Source organism: Pseudoxanthomonas sp. X-1 (assembly GCF_020042665.1).
GTDB lineage: Bacteria > Pseudomonadota > Gammaproteobacteria > Xanthomonadales > Xanthomonadaceae > Pseudoxanthomonas_A > Pseudoxanthomonas_A spadix_A.
On sequence record NZ_CP083376.1, the window covers coordinates 1,924,161 to 1,941,906 of the forward strand.

A 17,746-nucleotide genomic window follows, 5' to 3' on the forward strand; every position below is an offset into this window, starting at 1 on the left:
ACACCCCAAGCCACCCCAAGGTGGCCCCCGTCCCCCAAAACCCGGATAATGCACAAAAGCCGGCCGGGCGCTTCCCACCAGAAGCACACCCTTCCGGCTTTTTCCGTGTCCTGGATGCGGTGATGCGCGTGCGGCCCGCCCCGATGGCGGCCGACAGACACGCGCCTCATGCGCCAGACCGCACGGCCCAAGTCCGCGGCCCCGATGGCCGCAACAAAACAGGAGTACCCGTCATGGGTCAGTCAGTGGTGGTGTTGGGCGCCCAGTGGGGCGATGAAGGCAAGGGCAAGATCGTCGATCTGCTCACCGAAGAGATCGGCGCCGTCGTGCGCTTCCAGGGCGGCCACAACGCCGGCCATACCCTGGTCATCAACGGCAAGAAGACCGTGCTGCACCTCATCCCGTCCGGCATCCTGCGCCAGGACGCGCTGTGCCTGATCGGCAACGGCGTGGTGATCAGCCCGGCCGCGCTGATCAAGGAGATCGACGAGCTGGAAACGGCCGGCGTGGAAGTGCGCAGCCGCCTGAAGATCTCGCCGGCCGCGCCGCTGATCATGCCGTACCACATCGCCCTGGATCAGGCCCGCGAGAAGGCCGCCGGCGGCAAGGCCATCGGCACCACCGGCCGCGGCATCGGCCCGGCCTACGAGGACAAGGTGGCGCGCCGCGGCATCCGCATCGCCGACCTGCATTACCCCAAGCAGCTGGAAGAACTGCTGCGCACCGCGCTGGACTACCACAACTTCGTGCTGACCAAGTACCTGGGCGTGGAAGCGGTCGACTTCCAGAAGACCTATGACGAGGCGCTGGCCTTCGGCGAGTACGTGCAGCCGATGAAGTCGGATGTGGCCGGCATCTGCCACGACCTGCGCAAGCAGGGCAAGCGCGTGCTGTTCGAGGGCGCGCAGGGCGCGCTGCTGGACATCGACCACGGCACCTATCCCTACGTCACCAGTTCCAACACCACCATCGGCGGCGCGCTGGCCGGCACCGGCGTGGGCGCGCAGGACATCGACTACGTGCTGGGCATCGCCAAGGCCTATGCCACGCGCGTGGGCGGCGGCCCGTTCCCGACCGAGCTGGACGACGAAGTGGGCCAGGGCATCCGCGACCGCGGTGCCGAGTACGGCGCCTCCACCGGCCGCCCGCGTCGCTGCGGCTGGATGGACATCGTCGCGCTCAAGCGCGCCGTGGCCATCAACGGCATCTCCGGCCTGTGCATCACCAAGCTGGACGTGCTGGACGGCATGGAGAAGCTGAAGGTCTGCATCGCGTACGAGTACAACGGCAAGCGCACCGAGTACGCCCCGCTGGACGCGCAGGGCTGGGAAGACTGCACCCCGGTCTACCTGGAGTTCCCGGGCTGGAACGAGACCACCCACGGCATCACCGAGTGGGACAAACTGCCCGCCGCCGCCCGCGCCTACCTGCGTGCGCTGGAGGAACTGGCCGGCTGCCCGATCAGCATCGTCTCCACCGGCCCGGACCGCGACCACACGATGGTGCTGCAGGATCCGTTTGCCTGATCGCACGTTGTGCCCCCTCTCCCGTGTGCGGGAGAGGGCGGGGGTGAGGGCCTTTCAGCGCCCTTGCCGATACCAAGCCCCGCGCAAGCGGGGTTTGGTGTTTCTGGGCGGTAGCGAATTCGCTATTCGTGAATAGCGAACTTCACCGGCGGGGCTTGAACGCCTGTGCATCCCCTGCGACCATGCATCGCAATTGCAACGCATGAGGTGTCGCATGAAAACCGCGTCGCTGCCGTCCCTGCGGGTCGAGCCCGAACTGCGCGAAGCCGCCGAGTCGGTCCTGCAGAAGGGCGAAAGTCTGTCCGCCCTGATGGAGCAGTCGCTGCGCGATGAGGTGCGGCGTCGCCGGCACCAGGCCGAGTTCATCGCCAGGGGGTTGGCTTCGCGCGAGCAGGCGCGCCAGACGGGGCGCTATATCGATGCACAGGATGTGTTGGGCGGACTGCAAGCGAGGTTGGACCGCGCACGAAAGGAATAGGCCGGGATGGCATGGACCATTCGCTTTACGGAAGAAGCGCAGCAGGACTTGGAGCGCCTGTACGACTGGCTGCTGCAGCATGCGGCAGGGGACTACGCGGTTGCCGAACGGGCCCTGCAGGCCATCCGCGAGGGCTTCGCCCTGCTCGAATTCGCACCGATGAGCTGTCGCAAGGCCACGGCGGATCCGTTCTTGCGAGAGCTTGTGATCGGCTTTGGCAGCGCTGGATACGTGCTGTTGTTCGAGATCGAAAACAGCACGACGGTGACCGTCCTGGCTGTCAGGCATCAGCGTGAAGACGACTATTATTAGGCGCTGCGCCAGTGGCGGCGCCTTACTACAGGGGACGTAGATGGCCAATATCAGCAGGCGGCGCACGGGTGAATTGACCCGGGCGCTGTTCCAGATCCTCAAGGCCCAGCCGGAAGGCATGCGCGCGGCCGATGCGCTGGCCGCGCTGGAGAAGCAGGTCGTGTTGACCGAGTACGAGGCGGGCGACTACGAAACTGGCGGCCGTCGCTTCGAGAAGATCGTGCGCTTCAGCACGGTCGCGCCGGTCAAGGCCGGCTGGCTGGTCAAAGACAAAGGCATCTGGACCCTCACGCCCGAGGGTGAAGCGGCCCTGGAGGCCTACCCGGATCCGGAGCAGTTCATCCGTGCGGTGGGGCAGCTGTACAAGAAGTGGAAGAGCACCCAGCCCGTCGTCGACGAAGTGGATGACCCCGAAGGCGAACTCACCGAGGAATCGGCCAGCATCACGCTGGAAGAAGCCGAGGAGATGGCCTGGGCCGAGATCGAAGCCTATCTGGCCGCGATGCCGCCCTATGATTTCCAGGAGCTTGTGGCCTCGCTGCTGCGCGCAATGGGCTACCACGTCGCCTGGGTCGCACCACCCGGCAAAGACGGCGGCATCGACATCATTGCCTACAACGACCCGCTCGGCACGCGTCCGCCGCGCATCAAAGTGCAGGTCAAGCGCAATGCCAACTCGCCGCGGATCGACGTCACTGGCCTGCGCAGCTTTATGGCGGTTCTGGGAGAAGGTGATGTCGGCTTGTATGTCGCGCTGTCCGGCTTCACAAAGGATGCGGACTACGAAGCGCGGCAGTCGCATCGGCGGATCAACCTGATCGATGCGCGGAACTTGGTGGAGCTCTGGACCGCGCACTATGCGCAGCTTAGTGACACTGCCCGCACGCAGTTGCCCTTGAAGCCGGTTTGGTTCCTTGCTGCTGACAGCTAAGGTGAGCTGATGATGGATACCGTTGTGCTGAGCGAGCGAGATATCTGTACAAAACGCATTGTTCCCGCGTTGCTACATGCAGGCTGGGAGCAAGGACAGTTCCGTGAAGAAGTGAAGCTCACGGATGGCCGAGTGATGGTGCGCGGCAAGCTCGCGTCTCGTATCCAGAATCCCGACGTAAAAGGTGGCCCAAAGCGTGCTGACCTCGTGCTCTACGCTCGCCCTAATGTGCCGATTGCCGTGGTGGAGGCTAAGCAGGCTAAATTCTCAGTCGCCCACGGCATGCAGCAGGCGTTGGCTTATGCGGAGATGTTGGACGCACCATTTGCTATCAGTAGCAACGGCGAGGGCTTCCTGCTGCACGATCGCACTGGCCTCACGCAGCCCACCTCGCGTGAGCTCTCGCTCACTGAATTTCCATCTTTGACTGAACTTTGGCCTCTCTACCAGCAGTGGAAGGGTTTGGTCGAAGCGCCTGCCGTGAAACTCATCGAGCAGCCTTTTTACTCTGACGGCAGCGGCAAAGAGCCGCGCTATTACCAGCGCGTCGCCGTCAATCGTGCCATCGAAGCCATCGCAAAAGGGCGACAACGTGTGCTGCTGGTCATGGCGACGGGTACAGGAAAAACTTACACCGCCTTCCAGATCATCTGGCGCTTGTGGAAAGCCAAAGCAAAGAAGCGCATATTGTTCCTGGCTGATCGCAACATCCTCGTCGATCAAACCATGCAGCAAGACTTCGCGCCATTTGGCGAGGTGATGCATAAGGTCACAAATCGTGAGGTGAAGAAGAACTACGAAATCTACCTGGCGCTCTATCAAGCCGTCACAGGTCGAGAGGAGTGGAAGCAGATCTACCGCCAGTTCCCAGCGGACTTCTTCGATTTGGTGGTCATCGATGAATGTCACCGTGGAAGCGCCGCTGATGATTCCGCCTGGCGTGATGTGCTGGACTATTTTAGTAATGCCACTCACCTGGGGCTGACCGCCACGCCTAAAGAAACAAAGGAGGCGAGTAATAGCACCTACTTCGGTGAGCAGGTCTATACGTACTCGCTCAAGCAGGGGATCGAAGATGGATTCCTCGCGCCCTACAAAGTGATTCGTATCGCCACCGATATAGATGCTGTTGGTTACATCCCTGAGAAGGGCAAGGTCGACAAGCTAGGGCGGGCGGTGGAACAGCGCCAGTACAACACCAAGGATTTTGATCGCAATCTGGTGTTGGAAAAGCGTACTAGGCTGGTGGCGAGCAAGGTGTGGGAGTACCTCAAGGCCACCGATCCAATGGCCAAGACCATTGTGTTCTGTGACGATCAGGATCACGCCGAGCGGATGCGACAGGAGCTGGTCAAGCTCATTCCCGCGGCCGCAAGCAACCGCCGCTACGTTATGCGCATTACCGGCGACGACAATGAAGGCAAGGCGCAGCTCTCCTATTTCATCGATAACGACGAGCCGTACCCGGTCATCGTCACCACCTCCAAGCTTTTGACCACCGGGGTGGATGCCAAAACATGCAAGCTCATCGTGCTGGATCAGAACATCAACTCGATGACTGAGTTCAAGCAGATCATCGGCCGTGGTACGCGGCTACGTGAGGACTACCAGAAGCTCTACTTCACCATCATGGATTTCAAAGGTGCCACGCGCCTTTTCGCAGACCCTGATTTCGATGGCGAGCCTGTAGTGATCTACGAGCCCAAGCCCGATGAACCCGGGGTGCCACCAGACGAAACAGCCACTCTAGGCGTTGGCGAACCGGAGCCGCCCTCCTACAGCCACCGCGATCCTGGCGATGATGAGGTCCCGCTAGGTGACAAAGCCGGCGGCACGGGAGGCGAAGGTCGCGTCAAATACGTGATCGACGACGTCAACGTGCGCGTTGCGGTAGAGCGTTCGCAGTACCTCGACGCTGACGGCAAGCTCATCACCGAGGACTATCGCGTCCTACTCAAGGATGACATCAAGAAGACGCTACGAGCCGAGTTCGGCAGCCTCACCGACTTCCTGCGCCGCTGGACCACGGCCGCTCGCAAGCAGGCCGTTGTGGAAGAACTGGCAGACCATGGAGTGCCGCTCGAAGTCCTGCAGCAGGCCGTTTCTAACGGAAGCGAATTGGATGTGTTTGATCTGGTTGCCCACGTGGCTTTCGACCAGAGGCCACTCACCCGCCGCGAGCGCGCCAACAACGTCAAAAAGCGCGATGTATTCGGAAAATATAGCCGGCAAGCCCGCGCCGTGCTCGAAGCCCTGCTCGAAAAGTTTGCAGACCACGGAGTGCAGGACATTGAAGACGCCAACGTGTTGGAACTGCCGCCCTTTGACCAGTTCGGAAGCAAGACCCAAATTCGCCGCGGGATTTTCGGCAGCGTCGAGCAATACACCCAAGCCGTGCAGGAGCTCGAACAGGCGCTCTACGGCCAGGACGAACTAAAACAGGCCTGACTGCCGTATCAGGTCAAGTGAATCGAGAATATGAAGATGAACATCAGTAGTACCATTAAGTCTATCCAGGACAGCATGCGCAAGGACGACGGCGTTGACGGTGACGCACAGCGCCTTGGGCAACTCACCTGGATGCTGTTCCTCAAGGTCTTCGACCAACGCGAAGAAGAGTGGGAAGACGACAACGCAAACTATAGATCTCCGATTCCTGGGCCCATGCGCTGGCGGAACTGGGCTGCCTACGTGGCAGATGAGGACGGAAAGAAGAAGCCTCAGATCGCGGCCAGCGAGATCATTGGTTTCGTCAATAATGAGCTGTTTCCCAAGCTGAAGGAGCTGGATGCCAACGCCAGCCCGCAGCACAAGGTGATCCGCAGCGTCTTCGAGGACGCCAACAACTACATGAAGAGCGGTACCCAGCTGCTGGCCGTGATCGAGAAGCTTGAAGAGGCCATCGACTTCAACGACTTCCAGACCCGCGCTAATCTGGGCGACGTCTACGAGCAGCTGTTGAACGATTTGCGCGGTGCCGGCAACGCCGGCGAGTTCTATACCCCGCGGGCCATCACCCAGTTCATGGCCGATCGGCTCAACCCGAGTCTGGCCAAGCGTGAGACGGTGATGGATCCCGCCTGTGGCACCGGCGGCTTCCTGACCGCCGTCATCGACCACTTCCGTCACCAGATCACCACAAAATCCAGCGCGGCAGACAACGCCGCTATCGAAGGCCTGATCCGCGGCATCGAGAAAAAGCAACTGCCCCACCTGCTGTGCACTACCAACATGCTGTTGCATGGCATCGACGTGCCCAGCCAGATCGAGCACCGAAACACTCTTGGCATCGGCTGGAACGAGTGGAGCGCCAACGATAAAGTCGATTGCGTCATCACCAATCCGCCGTTCGGCGGCTACGAAGACGATGGTGTGGGCAGCGACTACCCGGCCGATCTGCGTACGCGTGAAACCGCCGACATGTTCATGGCGCTCATCGTCAAGAAGCTGCTCAAGGAGAATGGGCGCGCCGCCGTGGTGCTGCCGGACGGCTTTCTGTTTGGCGATGGCATCAAGGGCACGCTTAAGCGCATGCTACTGCGTGACTGCAAGCTACACACCATCGTGCGCCTGCCCAAAGGCGTGTTCGCGCCATACACCACGATTAAGACCAACGTGCTGTTTTTCACCAAAGGCGTGCAGTTGGACGATGGCAACGAGCACTTCCACACCGACACCATCTGGTTCTACGAGCATCCCTACCCGCCGGGCTACAAGAGCTACAGCAAAACCAAGCCCATCCGGTTCGAAGAGTTCAAGGCCGAGCAGGACTGGTGGTGTAGCGAAGCAAACGGTTTTGCCGATCGGGAAGAAAACGAACGCGCGTGGAAGATCGATTTCAAAGCCAAACGCGAGCAGGCCGAAGCCGCTGCCCAGCCCCACTGGGCCCGCGCCGAACAGCTGAACAACCAGGCCAGCGCACTGGAAGGCGAGATGCGTGCCTTGCGCGAGTCCATCAGGGGCGTGACCGACCCCCAGCAGCGTAGAGCAGCTGAAGATGACATCGAAATGCTGCGTCCCCAGGCCGAGGGCCTGCGCCTGCAAGCGCGCGATGCCCAGGCCGCGGGCGACCGCATCTACTGGCCCATCTACAACCTGGACCTGAAGAACCCCAATGCGCCGGAAGAGGAATCCCACGACCCCGACCTGCTGCTGGAGAAATACAAGATTCTGCTTGGGCAGATTGAGGAAACCGAAAACCAGCTCAAGTCTGAACTGGCCGCCGCACTGGCGCACCACTTCAGCGCCGAGCACGCAGCGGAAGCAGACACTGAGGAGCGGCGGGCATGAGCGGAGAACCGCTTGAACCCACGCCGCAGCTGCTGCGCGACATCCGCCAGCTCATTGAACAAAGCCGCCAGCAACTGGCCAGCACGGTCAACAGCGCGCTCACCCAGTTCTATTGGCGCATCGGTCAGTGCGTCCGCACCGATGTGCTGCAAGGTCAGCGGGCCGGTTATGGCGAGTGCATAGTCTCCGCGCTGGCGAGACAATTGGAGGCCGAGCACGGGCGGGGCTTTTTCGAAAAGAACCTGCGCCACATGCTGCGCTTCGCCGAGGCCCTCCCCGACGAGCCAACCGTCTCCGCAGAGCGGAGACAGTTGAGCTGGACCCGCCGCAAGGCGCCGATCTACATCGGTGACCCGCTCATCCACGTGGCCGAGTACCTCACCGCCCTGCCTTCCAAGGAAGTGCTGCACGCCAAGCTGCACGAGGCCATCGCCCTGCCGCGCGCGCGTCTGAACAACCGCATTGGAGAAGAGGCCTGATGGACGCGCAGCAGTTTCTGGCCGAGTTCGGCCACATCGCGAATGCGCCGCACGGTGTTCAAAAGCTCCGCGAATTGGTGCTGGTGCTTGCAATGCAGGGGCGATTGCTTCCACAAGCAACAAGTGAGTCTGCCATCTCATTGTTGGAGGCAGTTTCTGCAGAGAAGAAATCGCTCATCGCCACTGGTGCATTGCGTTCCCCAAAGCCATTTCCGGTGATAACTACCAAGGATAAGTTGCATGTAATCCCCGGCAACTGGTGTTGGGCCCGCTTTGGAGAAATTGCAGTCCACAACTCAGGCAAGACTCTTGATGCCGTCCGCAACAGTGGAAAGCTGCGTGACTATATCACCACATCCAATCTGTATTGGGGGCGGTTTGATCTGAGAAACGTCAGGAAGATGCCCATTCGTGATGAAGAACTTGAAAAATGCACGGCGCGTAAGGGAGACCTCTTGATTTGTGAGGGGGGCGAGGCGGGTAGAGCGGCTGTTTGGACAGACGATCGGGAGGTGTGCTTTCAGAACCACGTTCACCGGGCCCGCTTCTTTGGTGGAATCAATCCATTTTTTGTCTATCGCTTCTTCGAAAAGTTGAACCTAACGGGTGAGATCAATGCTCACCGCAAGGGAATTGGCATCTCAAACATGTCCAGCAAAGCGCTGGCGATGATTACGGTTCCACTGCCCCCGCTAGAAGAGCAATCCCGTATCGTCGCCAAGGTCGATGAACTAATGGCGCTTTGCGACCGGCTGGAGCAGCAGCAGCAAGACAGGCGCAAGCTGCAGAACGCCCTGCGCCAGTCCACCCTGCAGGCCCTCGCCAGCGCCGAAAGCCCGCACGAACTGCAGGAGAGCTGGCAACGCCTGCAAGCCAACTTCGGCCGACTGTTCAGTGAGCCGGCGGATGTGGAGACTCTGCGCGCATCCGTCCTGGACTTGGCTTTGGTCGGTCACCTCAGCCAGAGAGTGCCTGACGATGAATCTGTTGATGCGCATCTGGCCCGCACCCGAGACGCGAAAGCACTTCGACTGGCATCTGGCGAGATGAAGCGAAAAGTCGGTGCAGCAACCGACGTAGTCCAGCTAGACGTAGACATACCGGGCCACTGGTCAAAGGCCACTTTTGAAGAACTTTTTCAGTTCATCGACTACCGAGGGAAGACGCCGACCAAGACGGAAAGCGGCGTTGTTCTTGTGACGGCCAAGAATGTTCGACCAGGGCGTTTGGATCGCGGACCAGTGGAGTACATATCCGAAAGTTCGTATGCGGAGTGGATGACCCGTGGATTTCCGAAGAAGGGCGATCTCCTTTTCACAACGGAAGCGCCGCTCGGCAATGTCGCGCTGATTGAAGAGCCGCCAACCTTTGCACTGGCTCAGCGGGTTATCAACTTGCAGCCTTTTGCTGATCTAAACACGCGCTGCGCGATGTACTTTATGTTGTCACCTCGCTTCCAGAGCCTGCTCGACAAGAACTCCAGCGGGATGACAGCGAAGGGCATCAAGGCTGCGAAATTGAAGCAGCTTGAAATTCCCGTGCCTCCGGTTCCTGAGCAAGCACGCATTGTTTCCCGAGTTGAGCAACTCATGCGGATCTGTGACAGATTTGAGAAGGAGCTGCGCGACGGAAATAAGTCCGCAGAGCGGCTAGCAATTGCGTCGACTGCCCAACTCACAGGTGTCGCCATTGAACAAACAGAGGAAGCCGCTGTGAAAGCACCCCCAACCGAACTGGTCGCGCCGCTGCGTTTGGGTAGCTTGCCGGACGTCAAGGATCAGGCCCCGCTGGCTACCTTGCTCGCCCGACACAACGGCGAGATGTCAGCCCGCGACCTATGGCAGCGCTTCGGCGCCGACATTGATGCGTTTTACGCGCAGCTCAAGACCGAGGTGTCGCATGGCTGGATCACCGAGCCCTCGGTAGCCGAGGTGCACGCTAATACGGCTGAAGCGGGAGGGGGCTGAATATGCAGCTGCGGCATCTGGCGATCCCGAGTTTCCGCAACCTGCGTGGCCTGGTTATCGACTTTTCCACCTACCTCGAACCCCGACCCGGCGCGGGGGACACAGCGGCACTCAAGGCCATCCGCAGTCACGCGCTGATCGGCCAGAACGGCACCGGCAAGTCCAACCTGATCGAAGCGCTGATCACCATCTTCCGCGACGTGGACTTGGACCGCGACGCCGCGTTCGACTACACGCTGGAATACGAGATCCGCGGGCATGTGGTGCGCATTGAGGCCGAGTTGGCCAAACAGCGCCGGCCCTTTGTGTGGGTGGACGGCGACCGGGTCACCCAGGAGTACCTGAACAAGAACGATCCGCCCGATAAGACCCCACGCGACGAGCGCCGCGGCCCGCGCCTGCTTCCCTCGCACGTGTTCGCCTACTACTCGGGTCGCAACGAGCGCATCGAGCAGTTGTTCCAGGACCACCAGAAGCGCTTCAATCGACGGCAGGAAATCACCACCGACGAGGTGTTGCCGGAACAGCTTCTGTCGAATTTCAAGGGCACTGAAGCAGACATCCGCGCCATTGAGGAGGCCAAGCAACGCCGTGAGATGCGAATGAAACAAGCAGGCGACGACCGCCTGCGCCGCCTGTTCTATTGCCGGGGCGGGCACAGCCAGCTGGTGTTGCTGGCCTGTCTGCTGTCGGACGACCCGGTGTTCCAGAAGGTGCTGAAGAACCTGCACATCGAGTCACTGGAGTCGGCGCTGTTTGTGTTGAAGGAGCCATACCGGCTGCGCGAGAAGCGCCGCAATGGCAAGTTCGACGAAGTGGAGCTGAACGAGGGCGACCCTCGCTTCTGGTACGCCCGCGGGAGCGTGGTGAGCGAGTTTCTGGACAGCTTGTGGCAAGTGGCTTGGGCGCCCATTGAGCAAGAGGTGCCCCACCAGATCGACTTCCGTGGGCGCACCGAGAAGCAGCGCCAGCTGTATCTGTACGTGTCCAGTCAAGCCAAGCTGCAGGAGCTGGGCCGCATGGTCGGGGGCACGGACAGCTTCTTCCGCTACGCCGAGGGTGCCTACATCGGCGACCTGATCGAGGAGGTGCGCATCACCGTCAAGAAGCGCGACGAACATGGCGGCAAGGTCAGCTTTACCCAGCTGTCCGAAGGCGAGCTGCAGATGCTCACCGTGCTTGGCCTGATGCGCATCACCCACGAAGATCACTGCCTGTTCCTGCTCGATGAGCCAGACACGCACTTGAACCCGATCTGGAAACTGCGCTATTTCGACGACATCGAGGGCGTCTTGAATCTGGATGGGGAAAGCGTGATGCAAGGCGTCTCGCAGGTGCTGATCACCACGCACGACCCGATGATGATCGGCAGCCTTAAGCGCGAGCAGGTGCACATCCTGCGCCGGCAGCCTGATCGCACCGTGGTGGATACGCCGGACGAGCACCCGCAGGGCATGGGCGTGACGGGCTTGCTGAAGAGCGAGCTCTTTGGGCTGTCATCTACCTTGGACATTGAAACCGAGCGCCGCCTGTTCCGACGCAACGAGTTGTTTGTCAAGCAGCCGCGCACCGCCGAGGAAGATGCCGAGCTGACTCGCCTGTCGGCTGAGTTGGCTGACCTAGGCTTCTCAACGGCGGACTTTCGCGACCCGGACTACGCACTGTTCGTGCGTAAGATGGCGGAGCACCGGAAGTTTCGTAAGCCAGCGCTCAGTCCAGAAGAACAAGCGGAGCAGGACAAAGTGGCTGACGAGATCATCGACGAAATCCTTCGTGAGGACAACGAATGATTTTCATCGACTTGGAGCACAAACGGCCGACGGACCGCGATATTCCGGGTTGGACGCCTTGGACGCAGGCCGAGTGGGACGCTTGGCTGGCGAAGTCAGCGCAGCTGGTAACCGACATGGCTGCTTTGCAGGCTGCGGGGCGGTGCGACGATCGCAACGCATTGATTGATGCCAATAGCGCGCATTGGGGAGCGCTGAAGCAGTGGATGCTGGCGCTCTCGGGAGGCAAGTGTTGGTTCTCCGAGGTCCGAGACCTCTACTCGCATTACGACGTGGAGCACTTCCGCCCCAAGAAAGAGGCGAAAGCGTTGGACGGAACTGCACGTGACGGCTACTGGTGGCTGGCCTTCGACTACATGAACTTTCGGATCTGCGGCAACGTTGGCAATCGAAAGAAGGGCGGCTGGTTCCCCCTGCAACAGGGTTCGCTGTGCTCAACGTTCGGAGCGCGCTGCGAGGAATCCGAGGCCGCCTACCTGCTGGATCCGATCGACGATGATGACGTCTCACTCATCGCCTTCGACGAAGAAGGCAAGCTCATCCCGATGCCGGGGAGTTCCACGTGGGAGCAGGAGCGCGTCACCGAGACTGTGAAGCGCCTGAAGCTCAACGAGCATGTTCCACTGGCAGAAGCCCGCCGGAGAGTCTGGCAAAAGGTCGACGTACTCATTGAAGACTTTCTGTCTGCCAAGGCCAAGTGCGCCGGCGGCAAGAACCCGGCCGCGAAGGCCAAGCTCTTGGAGGTGCGGGCAAAGGTCCGCGAGTTGACGGATCGGTCGGCCGAACTGTCGTCGGTGGCTCGTTGGTGTCTGCAGGTGCGCAACGAGCCGCAGCTGCTGAGGTTGGTGGCTTGAGCAGAGTGGCTTCTGTCTTCTGCGCTATTTCATGGGTGCAGGTCGTTGAAGTGATCTAAATCGCTGCGGGGGGCACTGCGTGTGTCGCGACATGGGTTGTGGCTGCACTCACCAGCGTTCTGCGGGCGCTGCTAAATTTCCTGATGGCATGGGCGATAGTTGAATCTGGGGCGGGGCAATGCTGATCGAACTGAACGACCTGCTTGAGAAGACGGGTATCTCGCCGGCCGCGGTGATGGTGATGCGGCATCGCCCAACCGAACCGGAGTTGCGAGCCGTGCTTCCCTGGCTGGCAAGCGAGCAACACGAGCTCTACAACGCTTATCAGTCAAATCACGGCGAGGTGGTTGAGAAGGCGTTGACGAAGGCGCGCTACCTTGCATCCTTCATTGGGCGCGCGCCGGGGCGCGCCGTGTTTGTTGGCCTCTACGAGGTCGTAGGATTCTCGACAGTGACATCGGCTGAGTTCTGGTCGCTACCGGGTAACGCGCGATTGCGTGAGTTCGGAACCCGTGGACCCAAGAACGGGCGGGATTCGCTGGTGTTTGATCTCCGCTGCACCGAGCATATGGCGGAATGGAAAGGGAAGTTGATTCTTGAGTGGACCGGTATTGAGCGGTCGTGGTGGCGTTGGGCTGCAAGGAATCGCCTGCCCGTAGCCGCGATTTATGAAGAGAGCTTGCTGGTAAGAGCGATGCCGGGGTGGCAGGAACTAGCATTGGATTGGAAGCAGCTACAGTTGCTGCCGATGAGCTGGCGTCAAGCGTTGGCGCAGTGGCGGGGGATCTACTACATCTTTGATCGCTCGGCTTGCCTGGGCTACGTGGGGTCAGCGTACGGGAGCGACAACATTCTGGGGCGTTGGCTCAACTATGCTGCGACAGGCGATGGTGGTAACCGCTTGCTGCGCGGACGTGATCCAAACAATTTTGCCTTCAGTATCCTGCAGCGTGTTTCTCCTGACCTTCCCGCCGACGACGTCGTGGTACTTGAAGGGACTTGGAAGAAACGCCTGCATGCACGAACGCCATACGGCCTCAATGCTAATTGACGTGGTCTCCGGGGAGGGTGTGCTCTGTGCCTAAAGGATCACGGATCCCTCGCATTCGGTGATGCTTGACTCGCGTCCTAGCTAGTAGCACGATCACCCCACGGAGCCTCGAAACTCCCCGAACAGCGGTACCCACCTCCGAAAAACCGGTGGGTTTTTTGTGCCTGCATGTTTTTGCAGGCGCAACCGACGCGATGCCTGCGTCGGGAGGGCGGTGAATACAACACCCGCAAGGGGAATAAGCCCGCCGGCTGTTCGCGGTTTCGAGCCTCCCGACTTCCCGTCCGCCGTTCTCGGTTGGCGGTTCCCTTCATGGAACGAGGAGGCACCGATGTCGTACGCGCAGTTGGACGATGAAGACGGCCCCGGCTATTTCCTGCCGGTGGAGGGCCAAGTGCGGTTGGCGCGCCTGAGCGATCACGTCAGGTTTCTGGCGCGGCTGCTGGCGCCGCGCACGCAGGCGGAGGAGGACGCGGCCGGGCGTGGGATGCGCATGGGCGAGGTGGCGTTCTGCCTGGAGCTGTTGGCCGATCAGGTGGGGCAGGTGCTGGAGGTGTTGTCGTGGCCGGCGCAGCGCCCTGGGGATGTGGCTGATGGCCTGCCCGATCTCGATGGTGACGGAGCGACGGACGTAGAAGGCGCTGCCTTTCGCGTCACGCTGGCGCAGATCGACCGGCTCAATCTGCTGGTCGAGACTGCCTCGGCGCATGCGAGGGTGGTAGCGGTTGGCGATGCGAGCGGGCGGGCAGGGCGTGCGTTGCCTGAGGTGGGCGAGACGCTTTGCGCGGCGGTCGATGAGGTGCGTGCGTTGCTGGGGCAGGTCGAGCGTCAGCCGCTGCGTGCCGCGTCGTCGGCTCGGGTGCGCGAAGAACAGGCGGTCTATAGGGTGAGGCCGGTGGCACAGGCTGACGAACGCGGGCGGATGCACTGAGCTTCAAGGGGAATCGGGCAGGGCAGCAAGGCTCCGCTTTGATTGGGGTCGGTTGGAAAAGTCCCTGGATCCGCGCTTTCGCGGGGATGACGACGTGGGGGTTTGGGGAGGTGGCCATAGATGGCCCGAAGTGGGCCGAGATGGGCGCCTTGCATTGTGCTGTTTGACAGACAACGTCATGCAAAACAACGGGTTATGGTCAATGTTCCGTATTCCGGAATATGGAATGCGCCGCTCGCCTGATCCGATGGCCGAGCGCCTTCGCGACACGCGGTAGCGCGGTCTTCACGCTTGAGGGGCTACCTGACAAAACCGACATGACTTTCGGGGGGCGCCCGGTCCGGTGGGGGAGAGGATCATCGGCGGATTCGGCGCGGGGACGCGCCAGCTACCTGAGGAATCCGCATGCGCAAGACCCTGGTGACCGCCATCACGCTGGCCCTGGCCGGCACGAGCCTGGCGGCGTCGGCCCAGTCCACCCCGGCCACTCCCGCCCCGCAGGTCGCCGACCGCGCCGCGCAGGTGACCACGCAGCTGCCGCGCACGGCGCGCCCCAGCCACTACGCGGTGCAGATCACCCCGCACGCGGACAAGATGGCCTTCGACGGCAAGGTCAGGATCGACGTGCAGGTGCTGGAGCCGACCCAGACCCTGGTGCTGCAGGCGGCCAACCTGACTTTCGGCACCAGCACGCTGAGCGCGGGCAAGGGCAAGCCGCTCACGGCCAAGGTCAGCACCGATGCCGATGCGCAGACGGCGAGCTTCGCCTTCGACAAGACGCTGGCGCCGGGCAAGTACGTGCTGTCCATCGACTACAGCGGCATCATCAACACCCAGGCCAATGGCCTGTTCGCGCTGGATTACGCCACCGCCGACGGCCAGAAGCGTGCGCTGTACACGCAGTTCGAGAATTCCGATGCGCGCCGCTTCATCCCGTCCTGGGATGAGCCGAACTTCAAGGCGACCTTCGACCTCAGCGTGACCGTGCCGGCCGCGCAGATGGCGGTGAGCAACATGCCGATCGCCTCGTCCAAGGACGCCGGCAACGGCATGAAGCAGGTGGTGTTCGCCACCACGCCGAAGATGTCGACCTATCTGGTGTTCTTCGGCCTGGGCGACTTCGACCGCGCCACGCTGGCCGGGCCCAACGGCACCGAAATCGGCGTGATCGCGCAGAAGGGCAAGGTGGACCAGGCCAAGTTCGCGCTGGAGTCCGGGCGCGACGTGCTGAAGGAATACAACGCCTACTTCGGCGTGGACTATCCGCTGCCCAAGCTGGACAACATCGCCGCGCCGGGCCAGAGCCAGTTCTTCAGCGCGATGGAGAACTGGGGCGCGATCTTCACCTTCGAGTACTCGCTGCTGCTGGACCCGGCCGTGTCCAACGTCAACGATGAGCAGCGCGTGTTCACCACCGCCGCGCACGAGATCGCCCACCAGTGGTTCGGCGACCTGGTGACCATGGCGTGGTGGGACGACCTGTGGCTCAACGAGGGCTTCGCCACCTGGATGGAGGGCCGCACCACGGCCAAGCTGCATCCGGAATGGGACATCGACAAGACCGAGGCGGCCTACACCAGCCGCGGCGCGATGGGCCGTGACGCCTACGCCACCACCCATCCGGTGGTGCAGCACGTGGCCACGGTCGAGCAGGCCAGCCAGGCCTTCGACGGCATCACCTACGGCAAGGGCTCGGCGGTGATCGGCATGCTGGAGGACTACGTCGGCTCGGACAACTGGCGCGCCGGCGTGCGTAGCTACATCAAGGCCCACGCGCACGGCAACGCGGTCACTGACGAGCTGTGGCGCGAGGTCGACAAGGCCGCGCCGGGCAAGAACTTCACCCAGGTCGCGCACGACTTCACCCTGCAGCCGGGCGTGCCGCTGATCAAGGCAGACGCGGTCTGTGCCAACAACAGCACCACCGTCACCCTGGAGCAGGGCGAATTCACCCTGGACCGCCCCAACAAGACGCCGCTGCGCTGGAACGTGCCGGTGACCCTGCGCGGCGCCGACGGCAAGGAAACGCGCGTGCTGGTGCAGGACGGCAGCGCCCGCGTGACGCTGCCGGGCTGCCAGCAGCCGGTGGTGATCAACGCCGGGCAGAAGGGCTACTACCGCACGCTGTATGCGCCAGCGATGTTCCAGGCGCTCAGCGCCAAGTTCTCCACGCTGCCGGTGGTGGACCAGCTGGGCGTGATCATGGACGCCGGCGCGCTGTCCAGCGTCGGCCTGCAGCCGGTCGCCGACCAGCTGGACCTGACCGCCAAGGTGCCGCTGGATGCCTCGCCGGACCTGTGGCTGCAGGTGGCCGGCGTGCTGGGCGGCGTCGATGGGCTGTTCGATGGCGATGCCAAGCAGCAGGCGGCGTGGCGCAAGTACGCCATCGCGCGCCTGTCGCCCAAGTTCCAGCAGCTGGGCTGGGACAACCGCGAGGGCGATCCGGCGCGGGTCAAGCAGCTGCGTTCGAGCCTGATCGGCGTGCTCAGCAACATGGGCGATGCGCAGGTGATCGCCGAGGCGCGCCGCCGCTTCGCGGCCTTCCAGGCCGACCCGAAGTCGCTCTCGCCGGATCTGCGTCGCACCGTGCTGGGTATCGTTGCGCGCAACGCCGACGCGGCCACCTGGGACACGCTGCACGCGATGGCCAAGAAGGAGACCTCGTCCATGGTGCGCGACCAGTACTACTCGCTGCTGGCCTACGCCAAGGACCCGGCGCTGGCCCAGCGTGCGCTGGACATGGCGCTGACCGATGAGCCGGGGGCGACCAACGCCGCCAGCATGATCGGCGCGGTGTCCCAGGAGCATGCCGACCTGGCGTTCGACTTCGCCGTCAGCCATCGCGAGAAGGTCGACACGCTGGTCGATTCCACCTCGCGGGCGCGCTACTACCCGGGCCTGGGCAGCAGTGCGGACGATCTGAAGATGGTGGACAAGATCAAGGCCTATGCCGACAAGTACATCGCCCCGACCTCGCGCCGCGCGGCCGAAACGGTGATGACCAGCATCCAGACCCGGGTCAAGCTGCAGGCCGAACGCCGTCCGCAGGTGGTGGCGTGGCTGAAGCAGCAGAAGTAAGCGTCGCCTGAGGCATGCAAGAAGAAAGAAGCCCCGCAATGCGGGGCTTCTTTTTGTGG

13 protein-coding genes are annotated in these 17,746 nt (G+C 62.0%); all 13 read left to right on the top strand.

Going from position 1 to position 17,746, the window contains the following annotated elements:
- Nucleotides 1-233: 233 nt before the first annotated feature.
- The 13 genes from LAJ50_RS08590 (at nucleotide 234) to LAJ50_RS08650 (ending at nucleotide 17,687) form a co-directional block, all read left to right on the top strand.
- Entirely contained in the window at nucleotides 234-1,526 is a 1,293-nt protein-coding gene (locus LAJ50_RS08590; RefSeq protein WP_130522863.1) for an adenylosuccinate synthase, read from the top strand.
- A 214-nt stretch (nucleotides 1,527-1,740) separates the two neighbouring features.
- Nucleotides 1,741-2,004 (top strand): YlcI/YnfO family protein, encoded by a 264-nt coding sequence (locus LAJ50_RS08595; protein WP_171044517.1) that lies wholly within the window; start codon nucleotides 1,741-1,743, stop codon nucleotides 2,002-2,004.
- Between the two features lie 6 nt (nucleotides 2,005-2,010).
- Complete coding sequence (locus LAJ50_RS08600) at nucleotides 2,011-2,316, top strand: type II toxin-antitoxin system RelE/ParE family toxin (RefSeq protein WP_138651189.1); 306 nt, start codon at nucleotides 2,011-2,013, stop codon at nucleotides 2,314-2,316.
- A 40-nt stretch (nucleotides 2,317-2,356) separates the two neighbouring features.
- A complete protein-coding gene (locus tag LAJ50_RS08605) occupies nucleotides 2,357-3,247 on the top strand; it encodes a restriction endonuclease (protein WP_138651188.1) in 891 nt (296 codons plus the stop codon).
- 12 nt (nucleotides 3,248-3,259) lie between these two features.
- Complete coding sequence (locus LAJ50_RS08610) at nucleotides 3,260-5,695, top strand: DEAD/DEAH box helicase family protein (protein ID WP_138651244.1); 2,436 nt, start codon at nucleotides 3,260-3,262, stop codon at nucleotides 5,693-5,695.
- Between the two features lie 30 nt (nucleotides 5,696-5,725).
- Nucleotides 5,726-7,537, top strand: coding sequence for a class I SAM-dependent DNA methyltransferase (locus LAJ50_RS08615; protein WP_224096526.1), 1,812 nt, complete (start codon nucleotides 5,726-5,728; stop codon nucleotides 7,535-7,537).
- Nucleotides 7,534-8,016, top strand: a complete 483-nt coding sequence (locus LAJ50_RS08620; RefSeq protein ID WP_138651187.1) for a DUF1016 N-terminal domain-containing protein — start codon at nucleotides 7,534-7,536, stop codon at nucleotides 8,014-8,016. The genes LAJ50_RS08615 and LAJ50_RS08620 overlap by 4 nt, the downstream gene beginning before the upstream one ends.
- Nucleotides 8,016-9,983: a restriction endonuclease subunit S gene (locus LAJ50_RS08625; protein ID WP_138651186.1), complete on the top strand. Its 1,968-nt coding sequence runs from the start codon at nucleotides 8,016-8,018 to the stop codon at nucleotides 9,981-9,983. Before LAJ50_RS08620 ends, LAJ50_RS08625 begins: the two co-directional genes overlap by 1 nt.
- Nucleotides 9,984-9,985: 2 nt before the next feature.
- Nucleotides 9,986-11,773, top strand: coding sequence for an AAA family ATPase (locus LAJ50_RS08630; RefSeq protein ID WP_138651185.1), 1,788 nt, complete (start codon nucleotides 9,986-9,988; stop codon nucleotides 11,771-11,773).
- Nucleotides 11,770-12,627 carry a hypothetical protein gene (locus LAJ50_RS08635; protein WP_138651184.1) on the top strand — a complete coding sequence of 286 codons (858 nt, stop codon included), beginning with the start codon at nucleotides 11,770-11,772 and terminating at the stop codon, nucleotides 12,625-12,627. The genes LAJ50_RS08630 and LAJ50_RS08635 overlap by 4 nt, the downstream gene beginning before the upstream one ends.
- Before the next feature lie 178 nt (nucleotides 12,628-12,805).
- Nucleotides 12,806-13,678, top strand: a complete 873-nt coding sequence (locus LAJ50_RS08640) for a GIY-YIG nuclease family protein (protein ID WP_171044516.1) — start codon at nucleotides 12,806-12,808, stop codon at nucleotides 13,676-13,678.
- Between the two features lie 331 nt (nucleotides 13,679-14,009).
- Nucleotides 14,010-14,609 (top strand): hypothetical protein, encoded by a 600-nt coding sequence (locus LAJ50_RS08645; RefSeq protein ID WP_138651183.1) that lies wholly within the window; start codon nucleotides 14,010-14,012, stop codon nucleotides 14,607-14,609.
- 405 nt (nucleotides 14,610-15,014) lie between these two features.
- Nucleotides 15,015-17,687 (top strand): M1 family metallopeptidase, encoded by a 2,673-nt coding sequence (locus LAJ50_RS08650; protein WP_138651182.1) that lies wholly within the window; start codon nucleotides 15,015-15,017, stop codon nucleotides 17,685-17,687.
- Nucleotides 17,688-17,746: the final 59 nt, after the last annotated feature.

Bases quoted from the DNA above. Each gene is read 5' to 3' on its own strand.
- LAJ50_RS08590 (WP_130522863.1), top strand. From the start codon at position 234: ATGGGTCAGTCAGTGGTGGTGTTGGGCGCCCAGTGGGGCGATGAAGGC.
- LAJ50_RS08595 (WP_171044517.1), top strand. From the start codon at position 1,741: ATGAAAACCGCGTCGCTGCCGTCCCTGCGGGTCGAGCCCGAACTGCGC.
- LAJ50_RS08600 (WP_138651189.1), top strand. From the start codon at position 2,011: ATGGCATGGACCATTCGCTTTACGGAAGAAGCGCAGCAGGACTTGGAG.
- LAJ50_RS08605 (WP_138651188.1), top strand. From the start codon at position 2,357: ATGGCCAATATCAGCAGGCGGCGCACGGGTGAATTGACCCGGGCGCTG.
- LAJ50_RS08610 (WP_138651244.1), top strand. From the start codon at position 3,260: ATGGATACCGTTGTGCTGAGCGAGCGAGATATCTGTACAAAACGCATT.
- LAJ50_RS08615 (WP_224096526.1), top strand. From the start codon at position 5,726: ATGAAGATGAACATCAGTAGTACCATTAAGTCTATCCAGGACAGCATG.
- LAJ50_RS08620 (WP_138651187.1), top strand. From the start codon at position 7,534: ATGAGCGGAGAACCGCTTGAACCCACGCCGCAGCTGCTGCGCGACATC.
- LAJ50_RS08625 (WP_138651186.1), top strand. From the start codon at position 8,016: ATGGACGCGCAGCAGTTTCTGGCCGAGTTCGGCCACATCGCGAATGCG.
- LAJ50_RS08630 (WP_138651185.1), top strand. From the start codon at position 9,986: ATGCAGCTGCGGCATCTGGCGATCCCGAGTTTCCGCAACCTGCGTGGC.
- LAJ50_RS08635 (WP_138651184.1), top strand. From the start codon at position 11,770: ATGATTTTCATCGACTTGGAGCACAAACGGCCGACGGACCGCGATATT.
- LAJ50_RS08640 (WP_171044516.1), top strand. From the start codon at position 12,806: ATGCTGATCGAACTGAACGACCTGCTTGAGAAGACGGGTATCTCGCCG.
- LAJ50_RS08645 (WP_138651183.1), top strand. From the start codon at position 14,010: ATGTCGTACGCGCAGTTGGACGATGAAGACGGCCCCGGCTATTTCCTG.
- LAJ50_RS08650 (WP_138651182.1), top strand. From the start codon at position 15,015: ATGCGCAAGACCCTGGTGACCGCCATCACGCTGGCCCTGGCCGGCACG.